The following is a 26,019-nucleotide window of genomic DNA, read 5'->3' on the forward strand; positions in this document are numbered from 1 at the left end:
ACGCACTCTTGAACCTAACAGCGACCCCTGGCGTACCGCTGAGACGCTGAGACATCCATGAGCTCTTGATCTAACCCGCGCCCTCCTGGTTGGCCGGCCGGGATTCCAGGCGGACCACATGAGGGTGATCCGGCCGCAGTTCGGCGGAGTCCTCGGCGAGCACGATCCGCTCGTTCGCGCCGACCGCGCCCAGCAGACTGGCGAGGAGTGTCGTCTTGCCTGCCCCCGTACCGCCGCTGATCACGTAGGAGATCCGCGCTTCCACGAGGGCCCGCAGGATCCGGTCTCCTCCCGGCGGAACCGTGCCCGCGTCCACCAGCTCCGCGAGCGAGAAGGCCCGGGGCCGCACCACGCGCAGGGAGAGGCAGGTCGAACCGACGGCCACCGGGGGTAGCACGGCGTGCATCCGTGTGCCGTCGGGCAGTCGCGCGTCGACCCAGGGCCGTGCGTCGTCGAGCCTCCTGCCGGCCACCGCGGCGAGCCGCTGGGCGAGCCTCCGGACCGCTGCCGCGTCCGGGAAGGTGACGCCCGTCAGTTGGAGCCCGCCGCCCCGGTCCACCCACACCCGGTCCGGTGCGGACACCAGTACGTCGGTCACGTCCGGATCGGCGAGCAACGGCTCCAGCACGCCCGTGCCGACGAGTTCGCCGCGCAGCTCCGCTGCTGCTCCGAGGACCTCGGCATCTCCCAACAGCCGCCCCTGGGCCCGCAGAGCGGCGGCCACTCCGGCCGGGGTGGGAGCGGCGCCGCTGCGTGCCAGCCGCTGGCGTACGGCGTCGAGCAGTTCGTCCGTCATGCCGTCCCTCCCCCGGGCGGGCCGGTCAGGGGGCTGGTGTCACCGGCCGCCGCCACCTGTTCCCAGAAGGCCGAACAGAACCGGGCCAGCGGGCCCCGGGCGCTTCCTCCGGGCGGCGTGCCATCGTCCTGGGAGTCCAGAAGGCCTGACTCCATAGGGAGTTCACCGACGAGCGGAAGACCGATGGCGCGGGCGACCCAGTGCCCGTCCAGTCCTGACGCATACGGCCCCCGGGGCACCACCCGCAGGTCGTCCAGCACCATTCCGGCCGTGGACGCGACGCGCTTGGCCGCCGCCACCGCGCGCAGTTCGCCCGGCACCACGAGCAGGCCGAGATCCAGTTGGGCCAGAGCTTCGGCGACTCCCTCGTCGACCCGGCGCGGAAGGTCCACGACCACCACGCCACCGAGTCGGCGCGCGGCGGCGAGCACCGCCCGCATGGCCTGCGGTGGGATCACCACCTCGTCGTCGCGGCCCCAGCTCAGCACCCGCAGCCCGTGGAGCGCGGGCAGCGAGTCCTCCAGGGCACCGCCGCCGAGGCGACCCTTCGATTGCGCGAAATCCGGCCACCGCATGCCTTCGGCACGTTCGCCGCCGAGGAGGACGTCGATGCCGCCTCCCAGCGGATCGGCGTCGATCAGCATCGTCCGCCGACCGGACCTCGCCGCACTCACGGCGAGGGCGCAGGCCAGCGTCGACGCGCCGGAGCCGCCCCGGCCGCCCATCACGCCGACGGTGAGCGCGGGCCGTCCCACGCCTTCGGCGGCGTTGGCGATCTGATCGACGAGCCAGCCCTCGGAATCGGGCAGTCGCAGCACGTATTCGGCCCCGATCTCCACCGCCCGCCGCCATACGTCCGGGTCGTCCTGGTCCCGGCCGACCAGCATCACCCCCTTCCTGCGAGCGGCGCCCCGGCACCGCGCGGCGGCGTCGTCGCCCACCAGCACCATCGGAGCCCGCTCCCAGCCGCCGCGACGTCCGGGCGGCCCGTGATGAACCTCCGGCTCGGCTCCGGCCGCAGCGCACAGCCGCAGCAGGTCGTCGAGCAGCTCCATGTCCTCCGTCACGATCAGCGGGCCTCCGCGCCGCCCGTCGGCGACCGCCGCCTCTTCTCCTGCGAGGGATCCAGCCACGATCTCGCCCCCTTCTCACTGCCCCTTCAGTGCGGTTCGCGGCGTTCTCGGAGCGTTTCCGAGATGCGCGATTCCGGCACCCGCGGACTTCGCGGGTGGAATCAACGTGCAGCACCGCGGAAAAACATGTGGATCTTGATGGAAAACTGTGGACAACCCCGGGCTTGTGAATAACTTCGTAACCCAAACCAGCGACTTCCGGAGTGCAGCCCCTTGGCTACACACTGTGACGAGACGAGTCGCACGAGGCCCGGCTCACACGACCAGGCCGATGCCGGCCAGATGGGAGGCTCAGGTGGTTTCCGCCCCTGAAATGCGTCCGGACATGCGACGACCCCCGCCGGGGGGGAGAGCGGGGGTCGTCCCCACGGCCGACTCGGGGGGGGAGGAGTCGGACCGGGTTAGCACGGTCGCGAACGATCCGTGACTTCCATGGTGTACCCGAGGGCCTTCTCAGGCAAACCCACGCGCCGGAGTTTACGCCGAATGGTGGGCCCCTATGCTCAGCGTTGTGGAAAACTGCTTCTCGCCGCGCACAGCAGCCTTCTTTGACCTGGACAAGACGGTCATTGCGAAGTCTTCGACGCTGACCTTCAGCAAGTCCTTCTACCAAGGCGGGCTGATCAACCGCCGCGCCGTACTGCGCACCGCGTACACCCAGTTCGTGTTCATGGCAGGGGGCGCCGATCACGAGCAGATGGAGAAGATGCGTGCCTACCTCTCCGCCCTCTGCAAGGGCTGGAACGTCCAGCAGGTCAAGGAGATCGTCGCCGAGACCCTCCATGACCTGATCGACCCGATCATCTACGACGAGGCCGCCACCCTCATCGAGGAACACCACACGGCGGGCCGCGACGTGGTCATCGTCTCGACCTCGGGCGCCGAAGTCGTCGAACCCATCGGCGAACTGCTCGGCGCCGACCGCGTCGTCGCCACACGCATGGTCGTCGGCGACGACGGCTGCTTCACAGGAGAGATCGAGTACTACGCCTACGGCCCCACCAAGGCCGAGGCCGTGAGGGCGCTCGCGGTCTCCGAGGGGTACGACCTCTCGCGCTGCTACGCCTACAGCGACTCGGCGACCGACGTACCGATGCTGGAGTCGGTCGGCCACCCGCACGCGGTCAACCCCGACCGCGCGCTGCGCCGCGAAGCGACCCTTCGCGAGTGGCCGATTCTCGTCTTCAACCGCCCGGTCCGACTCAAGCAGCGACTGCCCGCCTTCTCGATGCCGCCCCGCCCCGCTCTCGTAGCGGCGGCCGCGGTCGGCGCGGCGGCCGTCACCGCGGGGCTGGTCTGGTACGCCAGCCGTCGACGTACCGCCGGTGCCGTCCTGCCCGGGTGAGGTGGAGCGTGGCGCCGCACGGCCGGGGCAACCCTCGCCCGATTCGCCCTTGATTGAACCTAAAAGTAAAGAAGCGGGGCCAGGGGTTTCCGTTCCTCTGGTCCTGGAGTACAAAGGACATAACGGCCCGCGAGACCAAGGACATCCGCGAGGATGACCTGTTACGCAGGACGGCCCCACGGACCGCGCACGAAAGTCGAGCACCCACGCGACGTCGACCCGTCGAATACGGGCCAGCCGCACCAGGTGACGGGCAAAGTACCCGACCTGATGGGCAATTCACGAGGACGCTTGGTAACTGGGCGGACGTGCCAGCGGCGGTACCGCACATCGGTACCGCCGCACCCCTTGCCCGCAACCATCGCCCTTCGCCCTACCCGGGCCCCTCGCCCCTCGACCGCCCGGAAGCCCCGCCCCCGGCCGACCCCTTCCGAGGCTCCGACGCCTCCCGCTTCGGGCCCTCAGGTAGCGCCGCGCTGGAGCACCTCGGATCCTCGGACCCTCAGGCCGCGCCGCGCTGCAGCGCCTCGCACACCGCGGTCGACTCGCGCACACCCAGCTCGATCGAGCGCCCACAGTGGGTGATCCAGGCGGCCATGCCCTCCGGGGTTCCGGCCGTGTAGCCCTCGAACGCCGCGACATAGGCCGCCCGGCCCTGTTCCGCGTGCCCCACCTCGGCCGGGCAGATCGACTTCGGGTCCAGCCCGCTGCCGATCAGCACGATGCGCTCGGCCGTCCGCGCCACCAGACCGTTGTGCGAGCCGAACGGGCGCAGCGCCAGCAACTCGCCGTGCACCACGGCGGCAGTGACCAGGGCGGGGGCGCTGCCGCCCGCGATGATCAGCCGTGAGAGTCCTTCGAGCCGCCCGGCGACCTCCTCGGCCCCGGGAAGCGGTGCCTCGATCAGCGGCTCGTCGACGGTTTCGCCGGCCAGCCGAGGACGCCCCACGGCGTCGTCGGGAGTCGCCCCGCCGGCCGCCACCAGATGCAATCGGGCCAGCACCCGCAGCGGCGACTGCCGCCAGATGGAAAGGAGTTGCCCCGCTTCCGCGGTGAGTCGCAGCGCCGCACCGACCATGCGCGCCTCGTCCTCCCCGCTGAAGTCGGTACGCCGACGTACCTCTTCGAGGTTCCAGTCGGCGCCGGCCAGCGCGGCCGAGCCGCGAGAGCCTCGCAGTGCGGCTTCGGCCGTGACCTCGTTGCTGCGGCGCCGCATGACGCGGTGACCGTAGACCCGGTCGACGGCCTTGCGCACGGAGTCCACGGCATCGGGCACGCCGGGCAGGGATCCGAGCGCGGCAAGCGGGTCTGAGGCAGTCGTACTCATAAGTAGCGAGGCTACGCGCCCACCCCACCCGAGCCACCCTCAAGTGGCCATCTTCACGAACGATGACAACGCAGCGCAAGGGAAGCACTACCCTAGGTGAACATGAAGATCGCTTTCGTCGGGAAGGGCGGCAGCGGTAAGACCACGCTGTCCTCGCTCTTCATCCGCCACCTCGCCGCCAACGAAGCCCACGTCATCGCCGTGGACGCCGATATCAACCAGCACCTGGGGGCAGCCCTCGGGCTGGACGACGCGGAGGCCGCCGCGCTGCCCGCCATGGGCGCCCACCTCCCCCTCATCAAGGACTACCTGCGGGGCGCCAACCCCCGTATCTCCTCCGCCGAGACGATGATCAAGACGACTCCGCCCGGCGAGGGCTCCCGGCTGCTGCGGGTCCGCGAAGACAACCCGATCTTCGATGCCTGCGCGCGTACGGTTCGGCTCGACGACGGGGACATCCGGCTGATGGCGACGGGCCCCTTCACGGAGTCCGACCTCGGGGTCGCCTGCTACCACTCCAAGGTCGGGGCGGTGGAGCTCTGCCTGAACCACCTGGTCGACGGCCCCGACGAGTACGTCGTGGTCGACATGACGGCGGGCTCGGACTCATTCGCGTCGGGCATGTTCACCCGCTTCGACATGACGTTCCTGGTCGCGGAGCCGACCCGCAAGGGGGTGTCGGTCTATCGCCAGTACAAGGAGTACGCCCGCGACTTCGGCGTCGCCCTGAAGGTCGTCGGGAACAAGGTGCAGGGCCCGGACGACCTGGATTTCCTGCGTGCGGAGGTCGGCGACGACCTGCTGATCGGGATCGGCCACTCCGACTGGGTGCGGTCGATGGAGAAGGGGCGGCCGTCCAGGTTCGAGCTGTTGGAGGCCGACAACCGGATGGCCCTGCAGACGCTCCAGGACACCGCCGAGGACTCGTACGCGCTGCGCGACTGGGAGCGCTACACCCGCCAGATGGTGCACTTCCACCTGAAGAACGCCGAGAGCTGGGGCAACGAGAAGACCGGCGCCGACCTGGCTGCCCAGGTCGACCCGGCCTTCGTGCTCGACGAGCGACACGCCGGAGCGGGCGTCGCGGCCCCCGCCTGACGACATCACCCGGCCCTCCGTTCACCAACCGCCGTTCGCCGGCCACCTCTCCGGTGGTCGGCGAACGATGCGGCACGGCACGGCACGACGCGATGCAGTGCGATGCGGCGCGACACGATGCAGTGCGATGCCGTGCGGTGCGGCACTGCGCGATCCGGCGCGGTACGGCGCCGTCAGTCCGCGTTTCGGTCGGTCGTCGTTCCGTCTGGGTTCAGCCAGTTGCCCCGGCCGGAGCCGAACCGGCGTCTCCCTTGCCCGCACCCGAGTCGGCGGCCTTGTCCGCGCCGGCGGCCGCGGGCTTGTCCGCGGGCCGGGCGGCGTCCGGCCGGTTGCCCAGGTAGGAGGACCAGCCCGTCTTGGGCGCCTCGCCGACGCCGAGCGTGGTGAGCTTGGCCAGCGTCTGCGGGTCCTGCGCGTCCAGCCAGTCGACAAGCTGCCGGAAGGACACGCAGCGCACACCTTCCTTGGTGCACACCTTCGCGATGGTCTCCTCGATGGCGCGCATGTAGGTGCCACCGTTCCAGGACTCGAAGTGGTTGCCGATGATCAGGGGCGCCCGGTTGCCGCTGTACGAGCGGTCGAAGGCCTGGAGCAGGCCGTCCCGCATCTGGTTCCCCCAGAACTCGTGCTGGGAGGGGTCTCCCTGGGTGGCCGTGCCGGACTGGTTGACCATGAAGTTGTAGTCCATCGAGAGGGTCTCGAAGGCGCGGCCCGGCATCGGGACGAGCTGGAGCGGAATGTCCCAGACCCCGCCCTTCTTCTGGGGCCAGACCTGGTTGCCCACGCCGCTGGAGTCGTAGCGGAAGCCCATGGTCCGGGCGGCGGCGACCATGTTCTTCTGGCCTTCGAGGCAGGGGGTGCGGGCGCCGATCAGTTCCTTCTCGTAGTCGAAGGGGAGCGGCGCCTCACCCTTCAGCTCCGGGGTGTTGGTCTTCCAGCCCTTGACGAAACCTTTCGCCTGGCTGATCTCGCTCTTCCACTCATCGACGGACCAGGTCCCGACGCCGCCGTCCGCGCCGCAGAAGTGGCCGTTGAAGTGGGTGCCGATCTCGTTGCCGTCCTTCCAGGCGGCGCGGACCTCGGCGAGGGTGTCACGGATGCCCTCGGTGTCGTTGAAGCCGATGTCGGAACGGCCCGGAGCGTGCTGGGGCGGGCTGTAGAGGTCCTTCTTCTCCTCCGGCAGCAGGTACACACCACTCAGGAAGTACGTCATCTTGGCGTTGTACTTCTTGGCCACGCCACGGAAGTGCGAGAAGAGCTTCTGGCTGTCCTCCCCGGCGCCGTCCCAGGAGAACACCACGAACTGGGGCGGCTTCTCGCCGGGCGCGAGACGTTCGACGGCCGGCATGTTCGGCTGGACGCCGGTGAAGGCGGTGGACCCGTCCCCGATGAGCTTGACCGCGTTCTTCGGGGCGTTGGCGGGCGGGTTCTCCTTGGCACCGTGGGCGCCCTTCTCCGCGTCGGTCTCCGCACCCCCGGACGCAGACCCTCCGGATCCGGATCCGGAACAGCCCGCGAGAACGGCGACCAGGGCCGTGGTCATGACGCCCAAGGCGATCCTCTTCGTGGCGGCCATCATCCGCCCACCCTCTTCCTTGCAGGTTATTTGCGTTGAAGTGCCGACACGGCGCGGCCAAATTCGCACGCGGTCCCGGACAGGGAAGAGCGACATACCGAATGAAAAGCTTCTTATTCACCAATAAGAGTTATCGACTAGCCCGAACGACTCCGGCCTGAACCGGACGCGCCCCGCGCCCGTGCAACCAGATGACCCCGTTCCGCATCGCACCCCCGGCGCACCCCGCAGGGGGGCCGGAAATGCCGCGCGCCACGCGTCGTTCGGCGGCCCTCGACCGCGGAGCGGGATCATGGCTCCATACACGAAGAGACAGGTCTAAACCAATTCCCGGCAGACCCTTGTCACCCGGCCTCGCGCCTGATGAGCTATGCCCCGGGACACAACGGACACCCTGGGACTGGGAGAAGTCGTGAGCAACGAGAGCCTGGCCAACCTGCTTCGGGAAGAGCGGAAGTTCGCTCCGCCTGCCGAGCTGGCCGCCAACGCCAACGTCACCGCAGAGGCGTACGAGCAGGCCGAGGCGGACCGGCTGGGCTTCTGGGCCGAGCAGGCCCGCCGCCTGACGTGGGCCACCGAGCCGACCGAGACCCTCGACTGGAGCAACCCGCCCTTCGCCAAGTGGTTCGCGGACGGCAAGCTGAACGTCGCGTACAACTGCGTGGACCGCCACGTCGAGGCGGGCAACGGCGACCGGGTCGCCATCCACTTCGAGGGCGAGCCGGGCGACAGCCGGGCCATCACCTACGCGGAGCTGAAGGACGAGGTCTCCCGCGCCGCCAACGCGCTGACCGAACTGGGCGTCGGCAAGGGCGACCGGGTCGCCGTCTACCTGCCGATGATCCCCGAGGCCGCCGTCGCGATGCTGGCCTGCGCCCGCATCGGCGCCGCGCACTCCGTGGTCTTCGGCGGCTTCTCGGCCGACGCCATCGCCGCCCGTATCAAGGACGCGGACGCCAAGGTCGTCATCACGGCCGACGGCGGCTACCGCCGCGGCAAGCCGTCCGCGCTCAAGCCTGCCGTCGACGACGCGGTCTCCCGCTTCGAGAACGTCGAGCACGTCCTCGTCGTCCGCCGTACCGGTCAGGACACCGCCTGGACCGAGGGCCGCGACGTCTGGTGGCACGAGATCACCGCCCGGCAGTCCGCCGAGCACACCCCCGAGGCCTTCGAGGCGGAGCAGCCGCTCTTCATCCTCTACACCTCGGGCACCACGGGTAAGCCGAAGGGCATCCTGCACACCTCCGGCGGCTACCTCACGCAGGCCTCGTACACGCACAGCGCGGTCTTCGACCTCAAGCCGGAGTCCGACGTCTACTGGTGCACCGCCGACATCGGCTGGGTGACCGGCCACTCCTACATCGTCTACGGGCCGCTGGCCAACGGCGCGACGCAGGTCATGTACGAGGGCACGCCCGACACCCCGCACCAGGGCCGGTTCTGGGAGATCGTGCAGAAGTACGGCGTCACGATCCTCTACACGGCCCCGACGGCGATCCGTACGTTCATGAAGTGGGGCGACGACATCCCCGCGAAGTTCGACCTGAGCAGTCTCCGGGTCCTCGGTTCGGTCGGTGAGCCGATCAACCCCGAGGCGTGGATGTGGTACCGGAAGAACATCGGCGCCGACAAGTGCCCCATCGTGGACACCTGGTGGCAGACCGAGACCGGCGCCATGATGATCTCGCCGCTGCCCGGTGTGACGGAGACGAAGCCGGGAAGCGCCCAGCGCGCACTGCCGGGCATCTCCGCCACCGTGGTCGACGACGACGCCAACGAGGTGCCGAACGGCGGGGGCGGCTACCTCGTCCTCACCGAGCCGTGGCCCTCCATGCTCCGCACCATCTGGGGCGACGACCAGCGCTTCATCGACACCTACTGGTCGCGCTTCGAGGGCAAGTACTTCGCGGGCGACGGCGCGAAGAAGGACGAGGACGGCGACGTCTGGCTGCTCGGCCGGGTCGACGACGTCATGCTCGTCTCCGGGCACAACATCTCCACCACCGAGGTCGAGTCCGCCCTCGTCTCCCACCCCTCGGTCGCCGAGGCAGCCGTGGTCGGCGCCGCCGACGAGACGACCGGCCAGGCCATCGTGGCGTTCGTGATCCTGCGCGGTACGGCGACCGCCTCCGACGAGCTGGTCGCGGAGCTGCGCAACCACGTCGGCGCGACGCTCGGCCCGATCGCCAAGCCCAAGCGGGTGCTGCCGGTCGCCGAGCTGCCGAAGACCCGGTCCGGCAAGATCATGCGCCGGCTGCTGCGCGATGTCGCCGAGAACCGCGAGCTGGGCGACGTCACGACGCTGACCGACTCCTCGGTGATGGACCTGATCACCACCCAGCTGCCGTCCTCCTCGTCCGACGAGGACTGACCGCTCCGTCCAAACAGACACATACAGCGGTACGACTCCGATGGGCATCCGGCGACGCGCCGGGTGCCCATCAGGCATACGAACCGACGATCACCTCGTGCGATCACACCTCCGGACGCCCCAGGTAGGGTGGGCGCTTCACCGACACGTTCGGACAACTTCAGAGAAAATCTCCACAGGGGCGCCGGGAAGTCTGGTCGGCATGTGATCAGTCATGCCCGCACACCGCCCGACCTGGAGGTCTCTCTCGTGGCACCGCCCAACCCGCCCACACCCACGCCACCTCAGCGTTCGCTGCTCGGCAGGCTCTCGCTCCCCGAGCGGAACTACGTGGCGGAGGCCCTCCGTACCGAGACGGTCGGCGGCGTGCTGCTGCTGGTGGCGGCGGTCGCGGCACTCGTCTGGGCCAACGCCTTCGGCGGCTCGTACGAGGAGGTCAGCGACTTCCACTTCGGCCCCGGCGCCCTCGGCCTGGACCTCTCCGTGGCGCACTGGGCGGCGGACGGGCTGCTCGCCGTCTTCTTCTTCGTCGCCGGTGTGGAGCTGAAGCGCGAACTGGTCGCGGGCGAACTCCGCGACCCGAAGGCCGCGGCCCTCCCCGTGGTGGCGGCCCTGTGCGGCATGGCCGTGCCCGCCCTCGTCTACTTCCTCACCACCGTCATCGGCGGCGGCTCGACGGACGGCTGGGCGGTCCCCACGGCGACCGACATCGCCTTCGCCCTCGCCGTCCTCGCGGTGATCGGCACCTCGCTGCCGTCCGCACTGCGCGCATTCCTGCTCACCCTCGCCGTCGTCGACGACCTCTTCGCGATCCTGATCATCGCGGTGTTCTTCACCTCGGACCTGAACTTCCTGGCCCTCGGCGGGGCCGTCGTCGGCCTGGCCGTCTTCTACCTCCTGCTCCGCTTCGACGTACGCGGCTGGTACGTCTACGTCCCGCTCGCCCTGGTCATCTGGGGCCTGATGTACAACAGCGGCATCCACGCCACCATCGCCGGTGTAGCCATGGGCCTGATGCTGCGCTGCACCCGTCGCGAGGGCGAGAAGCACTCCCCCGGCGAGCACATCGAGCACCTGGTCCGCCCGCTGTCGGCCGGGATCGCCGTCCCGCTGTTCGCCCTGTTCTCGGCCGGGGTCGCGCTGAACGGCGAGGCGCTGGCGGGCGTCTTCACCCGGCCCGAAACGCTCGGCGTCGTCCTCGGTCTCGTCGTCGGCAAGACGGTCGGCATCTTCGGCGGCACCTACCTCGCCGCCCGCTTCACCAAGGCGGAGCTGAACAAGGACCTGGCCTGGGCGGATGTCCTGGCGCTCGCCTCGCTCGCCGGCATCGGGTTCACCGTCTCGCTACTCATCGGCGAGCTCGCCTTCGAGGGCGATCCGGAGATGATCAACGAGATCAAGGCCGCCGTCCTGCTCGGTTCACTGACCGCGGCCCTGCTCGCCTGTGTGCTGCTCAAACTCCGGGTACGCAAGTACCAGGAGCTGTACGAGGCCGAGGAGCTGGACGAGGACGAATCCGGGGTACCGGACGTGTACGAGCAGGATGATCCGGAATATCACCTGCGGATGGCCGCCATTCTGGAGCGCAAGGCGGCCGAACACCGCCGTCTCGCGGAAGAGCGGGCGGGGGCAGCGAGCGACAAGCCGAACAGTCCGGCATGATCTGACATCGGATGTGTCGAAGACGGAGAGGGAGTCAGGGATGAGCGACCCCGGCAACTACGCGGGCAGTGCGGACCGCAGCATCGGGCAGCTGGTCGCCTCGGCGACGGCCGAGATGTCCGCGCTGGTGCACGACGAGATCGCCCTGGCGAAGGCGGAGGTGCGGCAGGACGTCAAGCGCGGGGCGATCGGCAGCGGGGCGTTCATCGCCGCGGGTGTACTGCTGCTGTTCACGATGCCGATGCTGAGCTTCGCGGCCGCGTACGGGATCCACAACCTGGGCCTGGGCCTGGCGTGGTCCTTCCTGATCGTGGCCGGCGCGTTCATCCTCCTGGCCGCTCTGATCGCGTTCATCGGCCTGCGGAAGTTCAAGAAGATCAAGCCGCCGGAGAAGTCCATCGCCTCCGCCAAGCAGACCGCCGCCGTTCTGCAGAACGCCAAGCCGCACCCGCGTCCGTCGATCGAGGCCGCCGCGATCATCGAGCGCTCCGCCGTCTCCGGCAGTTCGCTGGCGAAGAAGGGCATCGAGAGCGGCACCGGTAAGGATCAGGCCGCCGCTGTGTCACGCTCGTCCACATGACCGTTCCCCATTCCAGCGCGTTCGGCCCGACGGGTCCGGTGCCCCCCGGGGGCCCGGCCGCCCCGGCCGACGAGGCGTCCCCGGCCGATCAGGCAGCTCCTGCGGGCCAGGCTTCTCCGGCCGGCCGGGCAGCCCCGGCCGACCAGGCCCCGGGCCCGATGGGCCGGACCGGGGCCGGGGGGCCGGTGCGGCTCGACGGCCCCTGGGCCCACCGCGACGTGGCGGCCAACGGTGCGCGCTTCCACATCGCGGAGCTGGGCGACGGGCCGCTGGTGCTCCTGCTGCACGGCTTCCCGCAGTTCTGGTGGACCTGGCGCCACCAGATGACCGCGCTCGCCGACGCGGGCTTCCGGGCGGTCGCGATGGACCTGCGCGGGGTGGGCGGCAGCGACCGCACCCCGCGCGGTTACGACCCGGCCAACCTGGCCCTCGACGTCACCGGCGTGATCCGCTCCCTCGGTGAGCCCGACGCGGCCCTGGTCGGCCACGACCTCGGCGGGTACCTCGCCTGGACGGCCGCCGTGATGCGGCCCAAGCTGGTCCGCCGGCTCGTCGTCTCCTCGATGCCGCATCCGCGCCGCTGGCGGTCCTCGATGCTGTCGGACTTCGCCCAGTCGCGGGCCGGTTCGTACGTCTGGGGCTTCCAGCGCCCGTGGCTGCCGGAGCGTCAACTCCTGGCGGACGACGCCGAGCTGGTGGGGAGCCTCATCCAGGACTGGGCGGGCCCCCGCACCCCGGAGTTCCCCGACGAGGAGACCCTGGACGTCTACCGGCGGGCCATGAGCATCCCCTCGACCGCCCACTGCTCGATCGAGCCGTACCGCTGGATGGTGCGGTCGATGGCGCGTCCGGACGGGGTCCAGTTCAACCGGCGGATGAAGCGCCCGGTCCGGGTGCCCACACTGCACCTGCACGGGTCGCTCGATCCGGCGGTCCGCACCCGCAGTTCGGCCGGGTCCGGCCAGTACGTCGAGGCGCCCTACCGGTGGCGACTTTTCGACGGTGTCGGGCACTTCCCGCACGAGGAGGACCCGATCGGCTTCTCCACCGAACTCATCAACTGGCTCAAGGACCCCGAGCCGGACCGGTAGCCTCCGGCCCCGCCTGGGCACAGGTGTCCGACGAACAGCCAATTGCCTGCCGCATAGGCCAATTGGCTGACTCGCGCACGATTACCGACCTTGGGTCACGGGCAGACGTCGGGGTATGGGCTGGACGCACGACTTCACTGACGAAGCACGCAACCGCCGCTCCACCGTCTCAGCCGGTGTGAGCACTCATGAGGGGGGCGGCCCTCGCGGCCGGGTGCACCAAGTGCATGACCTTCACCGTTCCCGTCTCGGGATTTCCCGCATCCTCCGCCGTCGGGCCCGCTGGGTCTCGGCACGGCTCCGCCACCCCCGTAACTGACCCTCGCCGAAGGCCCCCGGGCGCTCTTGAAGCTCCCTGGGGCCCCTAAGGCATGTCCGGGGCCCCTCAGGCGTTCAGAGGGCGCAGCCCTGGCTGTCGACCTGCTGGTTGGCGGCGCGGCCGATCTCGATGTCCTCGCGGATCTCGTCCGCCGTCAGCGCGTATCCGGTGTCCGGGTCATCGAGCGACTTCGCGAACACCACTCCGTACACCTTTCCGTCCGGAGTGAGCAGCGGGCCGCCCGAGTTGCCCTGGCGCACCGTCGCGAAGAGCGAGTACACATCGCGGCGCACCGTGCCCCGGTGGTAGATGTCCGGGCCGTCGGCGTCGATGCGGGCGCGGACGCGGGCCGAGCGCACGTCGTACGCGCCGTTCTCCGGGAAGCCCGCGACGATCGCGCTGTCGCCGGTCTCCGCGTCGTCGTCCGGGCCGGTGAACTGCAGCGGCCTGGCCTGGAGATCGGGGACGTCCAGGACCGCGATGTCGCGCTGCCAGTCGTAGAGGACGACCTTCGCGTCGTACAGCCGGCCCTCGCCGCCGATCTGGACGGTGGGCTCGTCCACGCCGCCGACCACGTGGGCGTTGGTCATCACCCGGCGCTCGGAGAAGACGAAGCCGGTCCCTTCGAGGACCTTGCCGCAGCTCGGGGCCGTCCCCACGACCTTGACGATCGACTGCTTGGCGCGGGCGGCGACCGGGCTGCCCACGAGGGCCGGGTCCGGGGCCTTGACCTCGGTGATCGGCTCGTTGGCGAACGGGCTGAAGACCTGCGGGAAGCCGTTCTGCGCGAGGACGGAGGAGAAGTCCTGGAACCAGCTGGGCGCCTGGTTCGGCATCACCCGGTCGACGCCGAGCAGCACCGAGGAGGTGCGGACCTCCTTGCCGAGGGTCGGGAGCGAGGTGCCCGCCAGCAGCAGGCCGATCATCCAGGCCACCAGCAGCATCGCCACCACGTTGACCAGGGCGCCGCCGGTGGCGTCCAGGGCGCGCGCGGGCGACCACGTGATGTACCGGCGGAGTTTGTTGCCCAGGTGGGTGGTGAAGGCCTGGCCGATAGAAGCACAGATGATCACGATGACGACCGCGCCGATGGCGACCGCCGTGGAGACCTCGGCGTCCTCGGTCACCCGGCCCCAGATCACCGGCAGCAGGTAGACAGCGACGAGGCCGCCCCCGAGGAAGCCGATCACCGACAGGATGCCGACGACGAAACCCTGGCGATAGCCGATGACCGCGAACCACACGGCAGCCAGCAGCAGCAGGATGTCCAGCACGTTCACCGTCTGTAGCCTCGCAGTTTCGTCACCTGGCCCGTCGGTGGTGACGGGGTCCGGGCCGGGCCCGGAACAGCGCAGCAGGACAGCCAGCGTGTCATGCGCGCCAGTCGAGCGGCACCTGTCTGGACCTGTCCCAGGGGCGTTCCCATCCCGCGTAGTGCACAATCCGGTCGATCACTCCGGCCGTGAAACCCCAGACCAGGGCTGATTCGACCAGGAATGCAGGGCCGCTGTGCCCGCTCGGGTGAACAGCCGTGGCCCGGTTCGCGGGATCCGTGAGATCCGCCACGGGAACGGTGAAGACCCGGGCCGTCTCGGCCGGATCGACCACACCGACCGGGCTGGGCGCCCGCCACCAGCCGAGCACGGGCGTCACGACGAAGCCGCTGACCGGGATGTAGAGCCGGGGCAGCACGCCGAAGAGCTGGACGCCCCGGGGGTCGAGCCCGGTCTCCTCCTCGGCCTCGCGCAGCGCCGCCCGCAGGGGGCCGGTGGTGGCCTGGTCGCCGTCCTCGGGGTCCAGCGCGCCGCCGGGGAAGGACGGCTGGCCGGCATGGGAGCGCAGCGTCCCGGAGCGCTCCATGAGCAGCAGCTCGGGCCCGCGCTCCCCCTCGCCGAACAGGACCAGGACGGCGGACTGCCGGCCCGCCCCGCTCTCGGGCGGCAGGAAGCGGCTGAGCTGCTGCGGCCGGACGGTGCGCGCGGCACCGACGACGGGGTCGAGCCAGGCAGGCAGGCCGTCGGTGGTGACGTCGACGGCCATGCCGGGGACACGGCTGACGGGGCCGTGGCCCTGCGGGCTCCCGGCGGGGCCGTTCCCGGCCTGCGCCGTGCTGTGTGTATGCGTGTGCGTCATAGGCACCCCCGTCGATTCACAACGCGTGTCGTCGGCCATTTCGTTCCGAGCCGCTCCGTCCTGGGGAAGGAATCCGCCCTGAGGGTGAACCTCAGGAATCAATCCGCCCGGGGGTTGAGCCGTTCCCGGGCCGGTCCGGGCCGATTCGGCCGAGGCCCCTCACACGCCTCACTCGGCCCCCAGCGCGGGCGCGGGCTTGCCCGGGTAGTCGGCGGGCGGGCTGAGCCGCTGGCCCGGATAGCCGCCCATCTCGTACTTCAGGAGCTTCCTGGCCTTCTCCGGGTCGGTCTCACCCTCCCCGTACGACGGGCAGAGCGGAGCGATCGGGCAGGCCCCGCAGGCGGGCTTGCGGGCGTGGCAGATCCGGCGGCCGTGGAAGACGACGCGGTGCGAGAGCATCGTCCACTCGCTCTTCGGGAAGATCCCGGCGACGACCGCCTCGACCTTCACCGGGTCCTCCTCGTCCGTCCACTTCCAGCGCCGCACCAGGCGCCCGAAGTGCGTGTCGACGGTGATTCCCGGGACTCCGAAAGCATTGCCGAGAACGACGTTGGCGGTCTTGCGGCCGACGCCCGGCAGCTTCACGAGGTCCTCCAGACGCCCCGGGACCTCGCCGCCGAACTCGTCCCTCAGGGCGGCCGAGAGGCCGAGCAGCGACTTGGTCTTGGCCCGGAAGAACCCGGTCGGGCGGAGGATCTCCTCCATCTTCTCCGGCACGGCCGCCGCCATGTCCTCGGGAGTGGGGTAGGCGGCGAAGAGCGCGGGAGTGGTCTGGTTGACCCTCAGGTCGGTGGTCTGGGCGGAGAGGACCGTGGCCACCAGGAGCTCGAAGGGGTTACGGAAGTCCAGCTCGGGGTGGGCGTACGGATAGACCTCGGCGAGCTCTCGGTTGATCCGGCGCGCCCGGCGAACCATCGCGAGGTGGGACTCTGCCTTCGGCGCCTTGCTCGCCGTGGCCGCCTTGACCGGCTTGGCCGCCTTGGCTGCTTTGCCGGGCTCGGCAGATTTACCGGATTTACCGGACGTTGACGATGACACTGCGGACCTCCTGGCCGACTTCCCAACCGGCTTCCCCGGCTCTCCGGGGGAGCAGCCGTGCGCGTCTCCGAGGGAGCCATTCGCGGCAATCTTCGGGCGCGGCCGGGGCTGTTCGCCCACAGCGGAATCGCTGCCCTTCAGTGCCCCGTCAGCCCCCTTGGCCTGCGCTCTCCCCTGCGTTCTGGACTCCCGGCCAGCCTAGGGCCAGGCACCGACAACCACCCCTGTGACGGCGTATCCGCCCCCGATCGGCCCCCTGCCGTAGGGTCCGGCACGCCCGTGCGTCAAACTGGTTTGTGATTGATCGCACTGTTTTACCGTCCGGCATGATGGGGACCACGGTTCCCTGGACAGGCCGACAAGGAGAGAACTCGTGGACGACGTTCTGCGGCGCGCCCCGCTTTTCGCGGCGCTCGATGACGAGCAGGCCGCGGAGCTCCGCGCCTCGATGAGTGAGGTGACCCTCGCGCGCGGAGACGCGCTGTTCCACGAGGGCGACCAGGGTGACCGCCTGTACGTGGTCACCGAGGGCAAGGTGAAGCTCCACCGCACCTCGCCCGACGGGCGCGAGAACATGCTGGCCGTGCTCGGCCCCGGCGAGCTGATCGGGGAGCTGTCGCTCTTCGACCCGGGCCCGCGTACGGCGACCGCCTCCGCACTGACCGAGGTCAAGCTCCTCGGCCTCGGCCACGGCGACCTGCAGCCCTGGCTGAACGCCCGGCCCGAGGTGGCCACCGCGCTGCTGCGCGCGGTCGCCCGGCGGCTGCGGAAGACCAACGACCAGATGTCCGACCTGGTCTTCTCCGATGTGCCGGGCCGTGTCGCCCGCGCCCTCCTGGACCTGTCGCGCCGCTTCGGCGTGCAGTCCGAGGAAGGCATCCACGTCGTGCACGACCTCACCCAGGAGGAGCTGGCCCAGTTGGTCGGCGCCTCCCGCGAGACGGTCAACAAGGCGCTCGCGGACTTCGCGGGCCGCGGCTGGCTGCGCCTGGAGGCCCGCGCGGTCATCCTGCTGGACGTCGAGCGGCTGGCGAAGCGCTCGCGCTGAGCCGCCCGACCCGCTCCCTCCCGGCGCTGATCCAGGGCTCCTCAGCCCTGGATCAGGCCGTGCTCCGTCAGGTATTCCAGCTGCGCCCGCACCGACAGCTCCGCGGCCGGCCACAAGGAGCGGTCCACCTCGGCGTACACCTTCGCCACCACCTCCGACGGCGTACGGTGCCCGGCCTCCACCGCCGTCTCCACCTGGGCGAGCCGGTTGGCGCGGTGGGCCAGGTAGAACTCCACCGCCCCCTGCGCGTCCTCCAGCACCGGCCCGTGGCCCGGCAGCACCGTGTGGACGCCGTCGTCGACCGTCAGCGACCGCAGCCGCCGCAGCGAGTCCAGGTAGTCGCCGAGCCGCCCGTCCGGGTGCGCGACCACCGTCGTACCGCGGCCCAGGATCGTGTCGCCCGTCAGCACCGCCCGGTCGGCGGGCAGATGGAACGAGAGCGAGTCCGCGGTGTGCCCCGGCGTCGGCACCACGCGCAGCTCCAGGCCGCCGGTGGTGATCACGTCACCCGCCGCGAGGCCCTCGTCGCCCAGCCGCAGCGCCACGTCCAGGGCCCGTACCTTCGTCCCCGTCAGCTCGGCGAACCGGCCCGCGCCCTCCGCGTGGTCGGGGTGCCCGTGGGTGAGCAGCGTGAGGCCCACGCGCCGCCCGGACCGCTCCACCGCCCCGATCACGGCCCGCAGGTGTACGTCGTCGAGCGGCCCGGGATCGATGACGACGGCGAGGTCCGAGTCCGGCTCGGCCACGATCCAGGTGTTCGTCCCGTCGAGCGTCATCGCGGACGGGTTGGGCGCGAGGACGTTGACCGTACGGGCGGTCGCGGGGCCGGAGACCACGGTTCCGCGCGGCTGTCCGGGCAGAGCGGCTGCGTCGGTCATGCGGCACCGCCTCCCCCGCCCGCCGTGGGCACGTGTTTGGTGAACTCGTCGTGTCCCGGCCAGGTCAGCACCAGTTCGTCGCCCTCCAGCCGGGCCTGCGCGAGGACCGGGGTCATGTCCTGCACGTCGGCGGCCTCCAGGGCCTCGGCGGCCGTCCTGTACGGCGCGAGGGCCCGCAGCGTGGTCACGGTGGGCGGCATCATCAGCAGCTCGCCCGCGTCGTAGCGGCGGGCGGCCTCCGCCGGGGCGATCCACACCGTACGGTCGGCCTCGGTGGAGACGTCCCGGGTGCGCTGCCCCTCGGGGAGGGCGGCGACGAAGAACCAGGTGTCGTAGCGGCGCGGTTCGAACTCCGGGGTGATCCAGCGCGCCCAGGCGCCCAGCAGGTCCGAGCGCAGCACCAGGCCGCGCCGGTCCAGGAACTCCGCGAAGGACAGGTCCCGGGCGACCAGCGCCTCCCGGTCGGCCTCCCAGTCGTCCCCGGTCGTGTCGCCGACCACGGTCGTCGCGGTCTCCCCGGCGAGCAGGACGCCCGCCTCCTCGAACGTCTCGCGCACCGCCGCGCAGACGACGGCCTGCGCCTCGGTGACCGTCGCCACGCCGAGCCGGTCGGCCCACTGCTCCAACGGGGGCCCGGCCCACCCGATCAGCCGGTCGTCGTCGCGCGGATCGACTCCGCCCCCCGGATAGGCGTACGCGCCGCCGGCGAACGCCATCGACGTACGGCGGCGCAGCATGTGCACGACGGGTCCTGGCGTCGGCGCCTGGGGCCCGCGGTCGCGGAGCAGCATCACCGTGGCCGCCCGCCGGGGCGTCACGGCCGTCAGCTCACCGGCGGCGAGGGCCCGGATCCGGTCGGGCCATTCCGGGGGGTACCACTGACCTTGGGACATGGCCGGAGGCTATCCGGAACCGCGCCGATGTTCGAGAGGCTCCCTGGCCGTCACAGCGACCCGACATGCCCCGTACACGCACGCCACGCCCCGTACACACGCGATCCGCCGTCGCGGCACCCGTACACACGTGATCCCGCCCGGTCACGAGGACCGGGCGGGATCGGATGCGTACGAGAAGTACGCGGAAACGTACGGAAAGGAGTCCTCAGCCCTCGACGAGCTCCACCTGGACCTCGACCTCGACCGGTGCGTCCAGCGGCAGCACGGCGACGCCCACGGCGCTGCGCGCGTGCACGCCCTTGTCGCCGAGGACCGCGCCCAGCAGCTCGCTGGCGCCGTTGATCACGGCGGGCTGGCCGGTGAAGTCGGAGGCCGAGGCGACGAAGCCCACGACCTTCACAACGCGCTTGATCCGGTCCAGGTCACCGGCGACCGACTTCACGGCGGCGAGCGCGTTGAGCGCGCAGGTCTTCGCGAGCTCCTTCGCCTCGTCCGGCGTGACCTCGGCACCGACCTTGCCGGTGACGGCGAGCTTGCCGTCCACCATCGGCAGCTGGCCCGAGGTGTACACGTACACCCCGGACTGCACGGCCGGCTGGTACGAGGCCAGCGGCGGCACGACGGCGGGCAGGGTCAGGCCGAGCTCGGCGAGCTGCGCCTCGACAGCGCCCGCCACTACGCCTTCTCCCGCTTCAGGTAGGCCACGAGCTGCTCGGGGTTGTTCGGGCCGGGAACGACCTGGACCAGCTCCCAGCCGTCCTCGCCCCAGGTGTCCAGAATCTGCTTGGTCGCGTGCACGAGAAGGGGCACGGTCGCGTATTCCCACTTGGTCATGGGCCCGACTGTAACGCCTGGCACGTACGGTCCCGTGCGTAGGCCGGGGCAGGACTGGTTAGGCTCGAATACGTGAGCAGGTTCCAGGTCGTCAGCGGCAAGGGCGGTACCGGTAAGACCACGGTGGCCGCCGCCCTCGCGCTCGCCCTCGCGACCGAGGGCAGGCGCACCCTTCTCGTCGAGGTCGAGGGCAGGCAGGGCATCGCCCAGCTCTTCGGTTCCGACGCGCTCCCCTACGAGGAGCGCAAGATCGCCGTCGCGCCGGGCGGCGGCGAGGTGTACGCGCTGGCGATCGACGCCGAACGCGCACTCCTCGACTACCTCCAGATGTTCTACAAGCTGGGCAGCGCCGGCCGCGCCCTGAAGAAGCTCGGCGCGATCGACTTCGCCACCACCATCGCGCCCGGTGTCCGGGACGTCCTGCTGACCGGCAAGGCGTGCGAAGCCGTACGCCGCAAGGACAAGCAGGGCCGGTTCGTCTACGACCACGTGATCATGGACGCCCCGCCGACCGGCCGGATCACCCGCTTCCTGAACGTCAACGACGAGGTGGCCGGGCTGGCGAAGATCGGCCCGATACACAACCAGGCCCAGGCCGTGATGCGGGTCCTGAAGTCCCCGCAGACCGCGGTCCACCTGGTGACCCTCCTGGAGGAGATGCCGGTCCAGGAGACCGCGGACGGCATCGCCGAGCTGCGTGCCGCCGAACTGCCGGTGGGCAGCGTCTTCGTGAACATGGTCCGCCCGCATCTGCTGGACGAGGACGCCCTGCGCACCGCTGCGGGCGGCCGCCGCAAGGAGATCGCCAAGACGCTGACCCGGGCCGGAGTGACCGGTTCCGCCGCTCTCGTACGTCCCCTGGTCGCGCAGGCGGCCGAGCACGCGGAGCGGGTCGGCCTGGAGCGGGAGCAGCGCGCGGTGCTGGCAGGTCTCGGCCTGCCGACGGCGGAGCTGCCGTTGATGGGCGACGGGGTGGACCTCGCCGCGCTGCACGACCTGGCCACGGAGCTCCGTAAGCAGGGCGCGGGGGAAGAGGGGGACGCATGAGCGCGGACACAGCCGGCACGGATTCGGCCACGGTGGCCGAGGGCGGGCCCGACCCGGACGCCGTCGCCGAAGGCGGGCTGGACACGGACGCGCTGCTGGACGACCCGGGCATCCGGATCGTCGTCTGCTGCGGCTCCGGTGGCGTCGGCAAGACCACGACCGCCGCGGCCCTCGGCGTACGGGCCGCCGAGCGCGGCCGGAAGGTCGTCGTCCTCACCATCGACCCGGCCCGCCGGCTCGCCCAGTCCATGGGCATCGACCAGCTGGACAACGTGCCCCGCCGGGTCGACGGCATCGCGGGCGACGGCGAACTGCACGCCATGATGCTCGACATGAAGCGGACCTTCGACGAGACCGTCGAGGCGCACGCCGACGCCGAACGCGCGAAGGCGATCCTGGAGAACCCCTTCTACCAGTCCCTGTCGGCCGGGTTCGCCGGTACGCAGGAGTACATGGCGATGGAGAAGCTCGGGCAGCTGCGGGCGCGCGACGAGTGGGACCTGATCATCGTCGACACCCCGCCCTCGCGCTCCGCGCTGGACTTCCTGGACGCGCCGAAGCGGCTCGGGTCGTTCCTCGACGGGAAGTTCATCCGGCTGCTGATGGCCCCGGCGAAGGTGGGCGGCCGGGCCGGGATGAAGTTCCTGAATGTCGGCATGTCGATGATGAGCGGCACGTTGGGCAAGCTGCTCGGGGGTCAGTTCCTGCGGGACGTCCAGACGTTCGTCGCCGCGATGGACACCATGTTCGGCGGCTTCCGCAGCCGCGCGGACGCCACGTACAAGCTGCTCCAGGCGCCCGGGACGGCCTTCCTCGTGGTCGCGACGCCGGAGCAGGACGCGCTGCGCGAGGCCGCCTACTTCGTGGAACGGCTGGCCGCCGAGGACATGCCTTTGGCCGGTCTGGTCCTCAACCGCGTGCACGACAGCGAGGCTTCGCGGCTCTCCGCCGAGCAGGCACTGACCGCCGCAGAAAATCTTGACGACGCCCGCATTGTGGATCAGAGGGCCGGGAAAGCTGGCCTTGGTGACCGGGTAGCCCCCGACCCGGCGGTCACCGCTTCCGGAACGACCGAGCCGCCCCTCTCCCCCGAGGCAGGGCAGTCGTCCGGTCCGCAGACCCCAGCCGAGCACCAGGACACGACGGAGAACGAGCAGCCCCACGAGAACATCGACGCAATCGACGGGATCGACGTCATCAGCATCGAGGAGCTGACGGCGGGTCTCCTGCGCCTGCACGCCGAGCGCATGCAGGTCGTCGCCCGCGAGCACCACACCCGTGACCGCTTCACCGCGCTCCACCCGGAGGTGCCGGTGACGGCCGTGTCGGCGCTGCCCGGCGACGTACACGACCTGAACGGCCTCCGGGCCATCGGCGACCGCCTTGCGGACGGCTCCGCCCCTGCCCCTGCCGGAGCGGCGTAGCCACTGCCGCTGACCGCTGAGCCACTAGCTCGCTGGCCCGCTAGCCCACGGCGGCGTACCTCTCGTGCAGTTCCTCGTCCTCCAGCCCGATGACTCCGGGCAGAATGCCGGTGGACCGCTCGTATTCGCTGCGCGCGGTCTCCAGCAATCGGCGCCAGGACGTGACAGTCGGCCGGCGGCGCAGCAGTGCGCGGCGCTCCCGCTCCGTCATTCCGCCCCACACGCCGAATTCGACGCGATTGTCCAGCGCATCGGCCAGGCACTCGGTCCGCACCGGACATCCGGTGCACACCGCCTTGGCCCTGTTCTGCGCTGCCCCTTGTACGAACAGTTCATCCGGATCGGTAGTGCGGCAGGCTGCCTGCGCACTCCAGTCGGTTACCCAGCCCATGCCGGCGCCGTCCTCTCCCGAATCGAGGCTCCCCCACGGCGGTAGCGGCATATTCACCGCTGCCAGTTGAGGACGTTACGGAAGGTGGGGACAGCACAACACCCCCTTCGGGCCCAATCTTGAATGGTCCGAACGGACTATGCGTATCCGGCAGATCACCCAGGGGAGTGAGCCGAGGACATACGCGACTATCGCCGTTAAAAGCGGACAGTGCACTCAAGTTGCAAAGGACTTCTCGCGACATACGGGGCGATTTCGGGAGCGCCTCGATGGGTGCGTGAAGGGCAATGCGGTCGCGCATCGACAGGGTGAAGAATGACCAGAAGATGCGCATGGGGCGGCAGGGGGCTTGATACGGAACCGGACTGCTGTGACAGTTGAGAGCAGCTTAGGCCAAGGCCTGCCCGTCTGTCCGGCGAATGGGAACGTAGGCGCCCCGCGTCCGCGCGCGCCCGCGCCGCACTGTCGTGGCCCTGATTCCGTGGTTGTGGTCGCACGCTGCGGGGCCGTGGTCGTGATCCCGCTGCGGCCCACCAGTGCGCGAGGTCGCACGCTGCGGGGCCGTGGTCGTGACTGCCGCCGGCCCGCCCGGATGTCACGGTCTGGTACGCGAACGCTCCGAGAGCCCCCTGCTCCTGCGACACGTTCATCACTACGGATTAGGCTGCCCCCTATGCCAAAGAAGCGCTCGGGCGGGGGTCTCACCACGACCCAGCAGGCCGCCAAGTTCCTCGGTGTCGCCGCGCTCTCCGGAGCTGTCCTGGCAGGCATCGCGCTGCCCGCAGCCGGAGCGCTGGGGCTAGCCGCCAAGGGGACGGTCGAAGGATTCGACGAGATCCCCTCCAACCTCAAGACTCCACCGCTCAGTCAGCGGACCACGATCCAGGACCGCGACGGCGGCACCATCGCCACGGTGTATTCGCGCGACCGCACGGTCGTCCCGCTCAAGGACATCTCGCCGTACATGCAGGACGCGATCATCGCGATCGAGGACTCCCGCTTCTACGAGCACGGCGCGGTCGACCTCAAGGGCATCCTCCGCGCGATGAACCGCAACGTACAGGCGGGCGGGGCCGCGCAGGGCGCGTCGACCCTCACCCAGCAGTACGTGAAGAACGTCTTCGTCGAGGAGGCGGGCGACGACCCGGAGAAGGTCGCCGAGGCCACGCAGCAGACACTCGGCCGCAAGGTCCGCGAGCTGAAGTACGCGATCCAGGTCGAGGAAGAGCTCGGCAAGAAGAAGATCCTGGAGAACTACCTCAACATCACGTTCTTCGGGCAGCAGGCTTACGGCATCGAGGCCGCGTCCCAGCGCTACTTCTCCAAGCGCGCCAAGGACCTCAAGGTGGAGGAGGCCGCGCTGCTCGCCGGCATCGTCCAGTCGCCGAGCCGCTACGACCCGGTCAACGACACGGAAGAAGCGACCAAGCGCCGCAACACCGTGCTGGCGCGGATGGCGGCGGTCAAGAGCATCACGCGGGCCGAGGCCGACAAGGCCATGGAGACGCCCATCAAGCTGAAGGTGTCCCGGCCGAAGAACGGCTGCATCACCGCCGTCAGCGGCTCCGGCTTCTTCTGCGACTACGTCCGCAAGACGATCCTCACCGACCCCGCCTTCGGCAAGACCGACGAGGACCGTGCCAAGCTCTGGAACCTCGGCGGTCTGACCATCCGGACCACCCTGGACCCGCGCGCCCAGAAGGCGGCCAACGAGGCCGCCACCGCGAAGGTCAACAAGGACGACAAGTTCGCGGCGTCCGTGGTGCAGGTCCAGCCGGGCAGCGGCAAGATCCTCTCCATGGGCCAGTCCCGCCCGTACGGCCTCGACCAGAAGCAGAACGAGACCGTGCTGAACCTCTCCGTCAGCAACAAGATGGGCGGCAGCACCTACGGCTTCCAGGTCGGCTCCACGTTCAAGCCGTTCACCGCGGCCGCGGCGCTGGAGAAGGGCATCAGCCCGGCGACGTCGTTCTCGACGGACTGGAAAATGACGCTGAAGGAGCGGGACTTCCGGAACTGCTCCGGCTCCCCGGCAGGTCTCGCCGACTGGACCCTGCAGAACGAGCTGGAGTCCGAGAAGGGCACCTGGGACATGACGAGCGCGCTCGGCAAGTCCATCAACACCTACTTCGCGCTGCTGGAGCAGAAGGCAGGACTCTGCGAGACCGTCGAGCTGGCAAAGAAGGTCGGCTACGAACGCGGTGACGGCAAGAAGATCGGGGAGTACCCCTCGATCACCCTCGGCGGCGAGGTGAGCACGCCGCTCTCCATGGCCGGCGCGTACGCCGCGTTCGCCAACCGGGGCACGTACTGCACGCCGATCGCCATCGAGTCCATCAAGGACCCGCAGGGCAAGCAGCTCCCCGTGCCGAAGTCGTCCTGCTCGCGGGCGATGAGCGAGAAGACCGCGGACACGATCAACCAGATGCTCAAGGGCGTCGTGGAGGACGGCACCGGTACGCAGGCCGGACTCAGCGACCGGGACAACGCCGGCAAGACCGGTACGACCAACGACCGCAAGGACGCCTGGTTCGTCGGGTACACGCCGAACCTCTCCACCGCGGTGTGGGTCGGTGACGACATCGGCGAGAAGAGCTCGATGTTCAACGTCACCATCGGCGGCCAGTATTACGACAAGGTCTGCGGCGGCTGCCTCCCCGGCCCGATCTGGCGCATCGCGATGACCGGAGCGCTGGACGCGTCCGAGACTCCCGGGTTCAACCCCGTCTCCGTGCCTCGCGGCAAGGAGAAGGAGGACAAGGAGAAGGGCGACCGCGACCGGGGCCGTGACCGCGACCGCGGTGACGAGGACGCCAAGCCCGGCGACGACGGCAACCGGTTCCCCGGCATCGAGCTCCCGGAGGGCGTGATCGGCGGACCGGGCGGCGGCCGGGGCGGCGGCAACGAAGGCCCCTGACCCCCACGGTCGGTGAGAACGTGAGAAGGGTGGGGGGGGCGCGCCGGGGGGGGGGGCGGGCGCGGCGCCCCCGGGTTTGTGGTGGTTAGAAGAGGCGCGGGGCGGGCCGCCGCGG

At 70.3% G+C, this 26,019-nt stretch carries 22 protein-coding genes and 1 pseudogene; 11 read left to right on the forward strand and 12 right to left on the reverse strand.

The annotated features are described in order from the left end of the window. Window positions 1-73 precede the first annotated feature (73 nt). Window positions 74-796: pseudogene (locus tag JS521_RS00060) on the reverse strand (TadA family conjugal transfer-associated ATPase); the annotation flags it as partial. Continuing rightward, entirely contained in the window at window positions 793-1,863 is a 1,071-nt protein-coding gene (gene ssd, locus JS521_RS00065) for a septum site-determining protein Ssd (RefSeq protein ID WP_372448541.1), read from the reverse strand. The pseudogene JS521_RS00060 and the gene ssd, both read right to left, overlap by 4 nt. Window positions 1,864-2,428: 565 nt before the next feature. On the opposite strand from ssd, the gene JS521_RS00070 reads away from it, so the two are divergent. Next, window positions 2,429-3,274, forward strand: a complete 846-nt coding sequence (locus tag JS521_RS00070) for an HAD family hydrolase (protein WP_205080658.1) — start codon at window positions 2,429-2,431, stop codon at window positions 3,272-3,274. 502 nt (window positions 3,275-3,776) lie between these two features. Here the strand turns inward: JS521_RS00070 and JS521_RS00075 are convergent. Continuing rightward, window positions 3,777-4,601 carry a Fic family protein gene (locus JS521_RS00075; protein WP_205080659.1) on the reverse strand — a complete coding sequence of 275 codons (825 nt, stop codon included), beginning with the start codon at window positions 4,599-4,601 and terminating at the stop codon, window positions 3,777-3,779. Window positions 4,602-4,703: 102 nt separating this feature from the next. Between JS521_RS00075 and JS521_RS00080 the strand changes: the two genes are divergently transcribed. After that, window positions 4,704-5,699, forward strand: coding sequence for an ATP-binding protein (locus tag JS521_RS00080; protein WP_205080660.1), 996 nt, complete (start codon window positions 4,704-4,706; stop codon window positions 5,697-5,699). 211 nt (window positions 5,700-5,910) lie between these two features. Here JS521_RS00080 and JS521_RS00085 read toward each other — a convergent pair whose 3' ends face one another. Further along, window positions 5,911-7,278, reverse strand: coding sequence for a polysaccharide deacetylase family protein (locus tag JS521_RS00085; RefSeq protein ID WP_205080661.1), 1,368 nt, complete (start codon window positions 7,276-7,278; stop codon window positions 5,911-5,913). Window positions 7,279-7,645: 367 nt separating this feature from the next. Here JS521_RS00085 and acs point away from each other — a divergent pair, with 367 nt between their 5' ends. The 5 genes from acs (at window position 7,646) to JS521_RS36280 (ending at window position 13,298) form a co-directional block, all read left to right on the forward strand. Further along, a complete protein-coding gene (gene acs / locus JS521_RS00090; protein WP_205080662.1) occupies window positions 7,646-9,646 on the forward strand; it encodes an acetate--CoA ligase in 2,001 nt (666 codons plus the stop codon). Window positions 9,647-9,895: 249 nt separating this feature from the next. After that, window positions 9,896-11,308: a Na+/H+ antiporter NhaA gene (nhaA, locus tag JS521_RS00095; protein WP_205080663.1), complete on the forward strand. Its 1,413-nt coding sequence runs from the start codon at window positions 9,896-9,898 to the stop codon at window positions 11,306-11,308. Between the two features lie 40 nt (window positions 11,309-11,348). After that, a complete protein-coding gene (locus JS521_RS00100; protein WP_205080664.1) occupies window positions 11,349-11,888 on the forward strand; it encodes a phage holin family protein in 540 nt (179 codons plus the stop codon). Next, on the forward strand, window positions 11,885-12,979 hold the full coding sequence (locus JS521_RS00105; RefSeq protein ID WP_205080665.1) for an alpha/beta fold hydrolase: 1,095 nt from the start codon (window positions 11,885-11,887) through the stop codon (window positions 12,977-12,979). The genes JS521_RS00100 and JS521_RS00105 overlap by 4 nt, the downstream gene beginning before the upstream one ends. Before the next feature lie 115 nt (window positions 12,980-13,094). Further along, window positions 13,095-13,298, forward strand: coding sequence for a hypothetical protein (locus tag JS521_RS36280; protein ID WP_073775647.1), 204 nt, complete (start codon window positions 13,095-13,097; stop codon window positions 13,296-13,298). A 74-nt stretch (window positions 13,299-13,372) separates the two neighbouring features. Here the strand turns inward: JS521_RS36280 and JS521_RS00110 are convergent, their stop codons facing one another. The 3 genes from JS521_RS00110 to nth all read right to left on the reverse strand — a co-directional run bounded on the left by JS521_RS00110 (window position 13,373) and on the right by nth (window position 16,346). After that, entirely contained in the window at window positions 13,373-14,578 is a 1,206-nt protein-coding gene (locus JS521_RS00110; protein ID WP_205080666.1) for a MarP family serine protease, read from the reverse strand. Between the two features lie 91 nt (window positions 14,579-14,669). Then, a complete protein-coding gene (locus JS521_RS00115) occupies window positions 14,670-15,431 on the reverse strand; it encodes an NUDIX hydrolase (protein ID WP_205080667.1) in 762 nt (253 codons plus the stop codon). Window positions 15,432-15,599: 168 nt separating this feature from the next. Next, window positions 15,600-16,346 carry an endonuclease III gene (gene nth / locus JS521_RS00120; RefSeq protein WP_205080732.1) on the reverse strand — a complete coding sequence of 249 codons (747 nt, stop codon included), beginning with the start codon at window positions 16,344-16,346 and terminating at the stop codon, window positions 15,600-15,602. Between the two features lie 496 nt (window positions 16,347-16,842). On the opposite strand from nth, the gene JS521_RS00125 reads away from it, so the two are divergent. Further along, on the forward strand, window positions 16,843-17,517 hold the full coding sequence (locus JS521_RS00125) for a Crp/Fnr family transcriptional regulator (RefSeq protein WP_003967450.1): 675 nt from the start codon (window positions 16,843-16,845) through the stop codon (window positions 17,515-17,517). Window positions 17,518-17,558: 41 nt separating this feature from the next. Here JS521_RS00125 and JS521_RS00130 read toward each other — a convergent pair whose 3' ends face one another. The 4 genes from JS521_RS00130 to sp36 all read right to left on the reverse strand — a co-directional run bounded on the left by JS521_RS00130 (window position 17,559) and on the right by sp36 (window position 20,125). Next, entirely contained in the window at window positions 17,559-18,395 is an 837-nt protein-coding gene (locus JS521_RS00130) for an MBL fold metallo-hydrolase (protein WP_205080668.1), read from the reverse strand. After that, window positions 18,392-19,288, reverse strand: a complete 897-nt coding sequence (locus JS521_RS00135; RefSeq protein ID WP_205080669.1) for an NUDIX hydrolase — start codon at window positions 19,286-19,288, stop codon at window positions 18,392-18,394. Before JS521_RS00135 ends, JS521_RS00130 begins: the two co-directional genes overlap by 4 nt. A 208-nt stretch (window positions 19,289-19,496) precedes the next feature. After that, on the reverse strand, window positions 19,497-19,967 hold the full coding sequence (locus JS521_RS00140; RefSeq protein ID WP_205080670.1) for a RidA family protein: 471 nt from the start codon (window positions 19,965-19,967) through the stop codon (window positions 19,497-19,499). Beyond that, complete coding sequence (sp36, locus tag JS521_RS00145; RefSeq protein ID WP_003967454.1) at window positions 19,967-20,125, reverse strand: Sp36 family protein; 159 nt, start codon at window positions 20,123-20,125, stop codon at window positions 19,967-19,969. The genes JS521_RS00140 and sp36 overlap by 1 nt, the downstream gene beginning before the upstream one ends. Window positions 20,126-20,197: 72 nt before the next feature. Here sp36 and bagA point away from each other — a divergent pair, with 72 nt between their 5' ends. After that, a complete protein-coding gene (gene bagA, locus JS521_RS00150) occupies window positions 20,198-21,172 on the forward strand; it encodes an ATPase BagA (protein ID WP_205080671.1) in 975 nt (324 codons plus the stop codon). Continuing rightward, window positions 21,169-22,596 carry an ATPase BagB gene (gene bagB, locus JS521_RS00155; RefSeq protein ID WP_205080672.1) on the forward strand — a complete coding sequence of 476 codons (1,428 nt, stop codon included), beginning with the start codon at window positions 21,169-21,171 and terminating at the stop codon, window positions 22,594-22,596. The genes bagA and bagB overlap by 4 nt, the downstream gene beginning before the upstream one ends. A gap of 40 nt (window positions 22,597-22,636) precedes the next feature. Here bagB and JS521_RS00160 read toward each other — a convergent pair whose 3' ends face one another. Next, window positions 22,637-22,987 carry a WhiB family transcriptional regulator gene (locus JS521_RS00160; RefSeq protein WP_205080673.1) on the reverse strand — a complete coding sequence of 117 codons (351 nt, stop codon included), beginning with the start codon at window positions 22,985-22,987 and terminating at the stop codon, window positions 22,637-22,639. A 673-nt stretch (window positions 22,988-23,660) separates the two neighbouring features. On the opposite strand from JS521_RS00160, the gene JS521_RS00165 reads away from it, so the two are divergent. Next, window positions 23,661-25,904 carry a transglycosylase domain-containing protein gene (locus JS521_RS00165; RefSeq protein ID WP_205080674.1) on the forward strand — a complete coding sequence of 748 codons (2,244 nt, stop codon included), beginning with the start codon at window positions 23,661-23,663 and terminating at the stop codon, window positions 25,902-25,904. Window positions 25,905-26,019 lie beyond the last annotated feature (115 nt).

Origin of the sequence: Streptomyces durocortorensis, assembly GCF_016901035.1 — a bacterium.
Taxonomy (GTDB): domain Bacteria; phylum Actinomycetota; class Actinomycetes; order Streptomycetales; family Streptomycetaceae; genus Streptomyces; species Streptomyces durocortorensis.

Coding starts and splice junctions, on each gene's coding strand:
- JS521_RS00070 (WP_205080658.1), top strand. CDS start 2,429: ATGCTCAGCGTTGTGGAAAACTGCTTCTCGCCGCGCACAGCAGCCTTC.
- JS521_RS00075 (WP_205080659.1), bottom strand. CDS start 4,601: ATGAGTACGACTGCCTCAGACCCGCTTGCCGCGCTCGGATCCCTGCCC.
- JS521_RS00080 (WP_205080660.1), top strand. CDS start 4,704: ATGAAGATCGCTTTCGTCGGGAAGGGCGGCAGCGGTAAGACCACGCTG.
- JS521_RS00085 (WP_205080661.1), bottom strand. CDS start 7,278: ATGATGGCCGCCACGAAGAGGATCGCCTTGGGCGTCATGACCACGGCC.
- acs (WP_205080662.1), top strand. CDS start 7,646: ATGCCCCGGGACACAACGGACACCCTGGGACTGGGAGAAGTCGTGAGC.
- JS521_RS00100 (WP_205080664.1), top strand. CDS start 11,349: ATGAGCGACCCCGGCAACTACGCGGGCAGTGCGGACCGCAGCATCGGG.
- JS521_RS00105 (WP_205080665.1), top strand. CDS start 11,885: ATGACCGTTCCCCATTCCAGCGCGTTCGGCCCGACGGGTCCGGTGCCC.
- JS521_RS36280 (WP_073775647.1), top strand. CDS start 13,095: ATGGGCTGGACGCACGACTTCACTGACGAAGCACGCAACCGCCGCTCC.
- JS521_RS00115 (WP_205080667.1), bottom strand. CDS start 15,431: ATGACGCACACGCATACACACAGCACGGCGCAGGCCGGGAACGGCCCC.
- nth (WP_205080732.1), bottom strand. CDS start 16,346: ATGGTTCGCCGGGCGCGCCGGATCAACCGAGAGCTCGCCGAGGTCTAT.
- JS521_RS00130 (WP_205080668.1), bottom strand. CDS start 18,395: ATGACCGACGCAGCCGCTCTGCCCGGACAGCCGCGCGGAACCGTGGTC.
- JS521_RS00135 (WP_205080669.1), bottom strand. CDS start 19,288: ATGTCCCAAGGTCAGTGGTACCCCCCGGAATGGCCCGACCGGATCCGG.
- sp36 (WP_003967454.1), bottom strand. CDS start 20,125: ATGACCAAGTGGGAATACGCGACCGTGCCCCTTCTCGTGCACGCGACC.
- bagB (WP_205080672.1), top strand. CDS start 21,169: ATGAGCGCGGACACAGCCGGCACGGATTCGGCCACGGTGGCCGAGGGC.
- JS521_RS00160 (WP_205080673.1), bottom strand. CDS start 22,987: ATGGGCTGGGTAACCGACTGGAGTGCGCAGGCAGCCTGCCGCACTACC.
- JS521_RS00165 (WP_205080674.1), top strand. CDS start 23,661: ATGCCAAAGAAGCGCTCGGGCGGGGGTCTCACCACGACCCAGCAGGCC.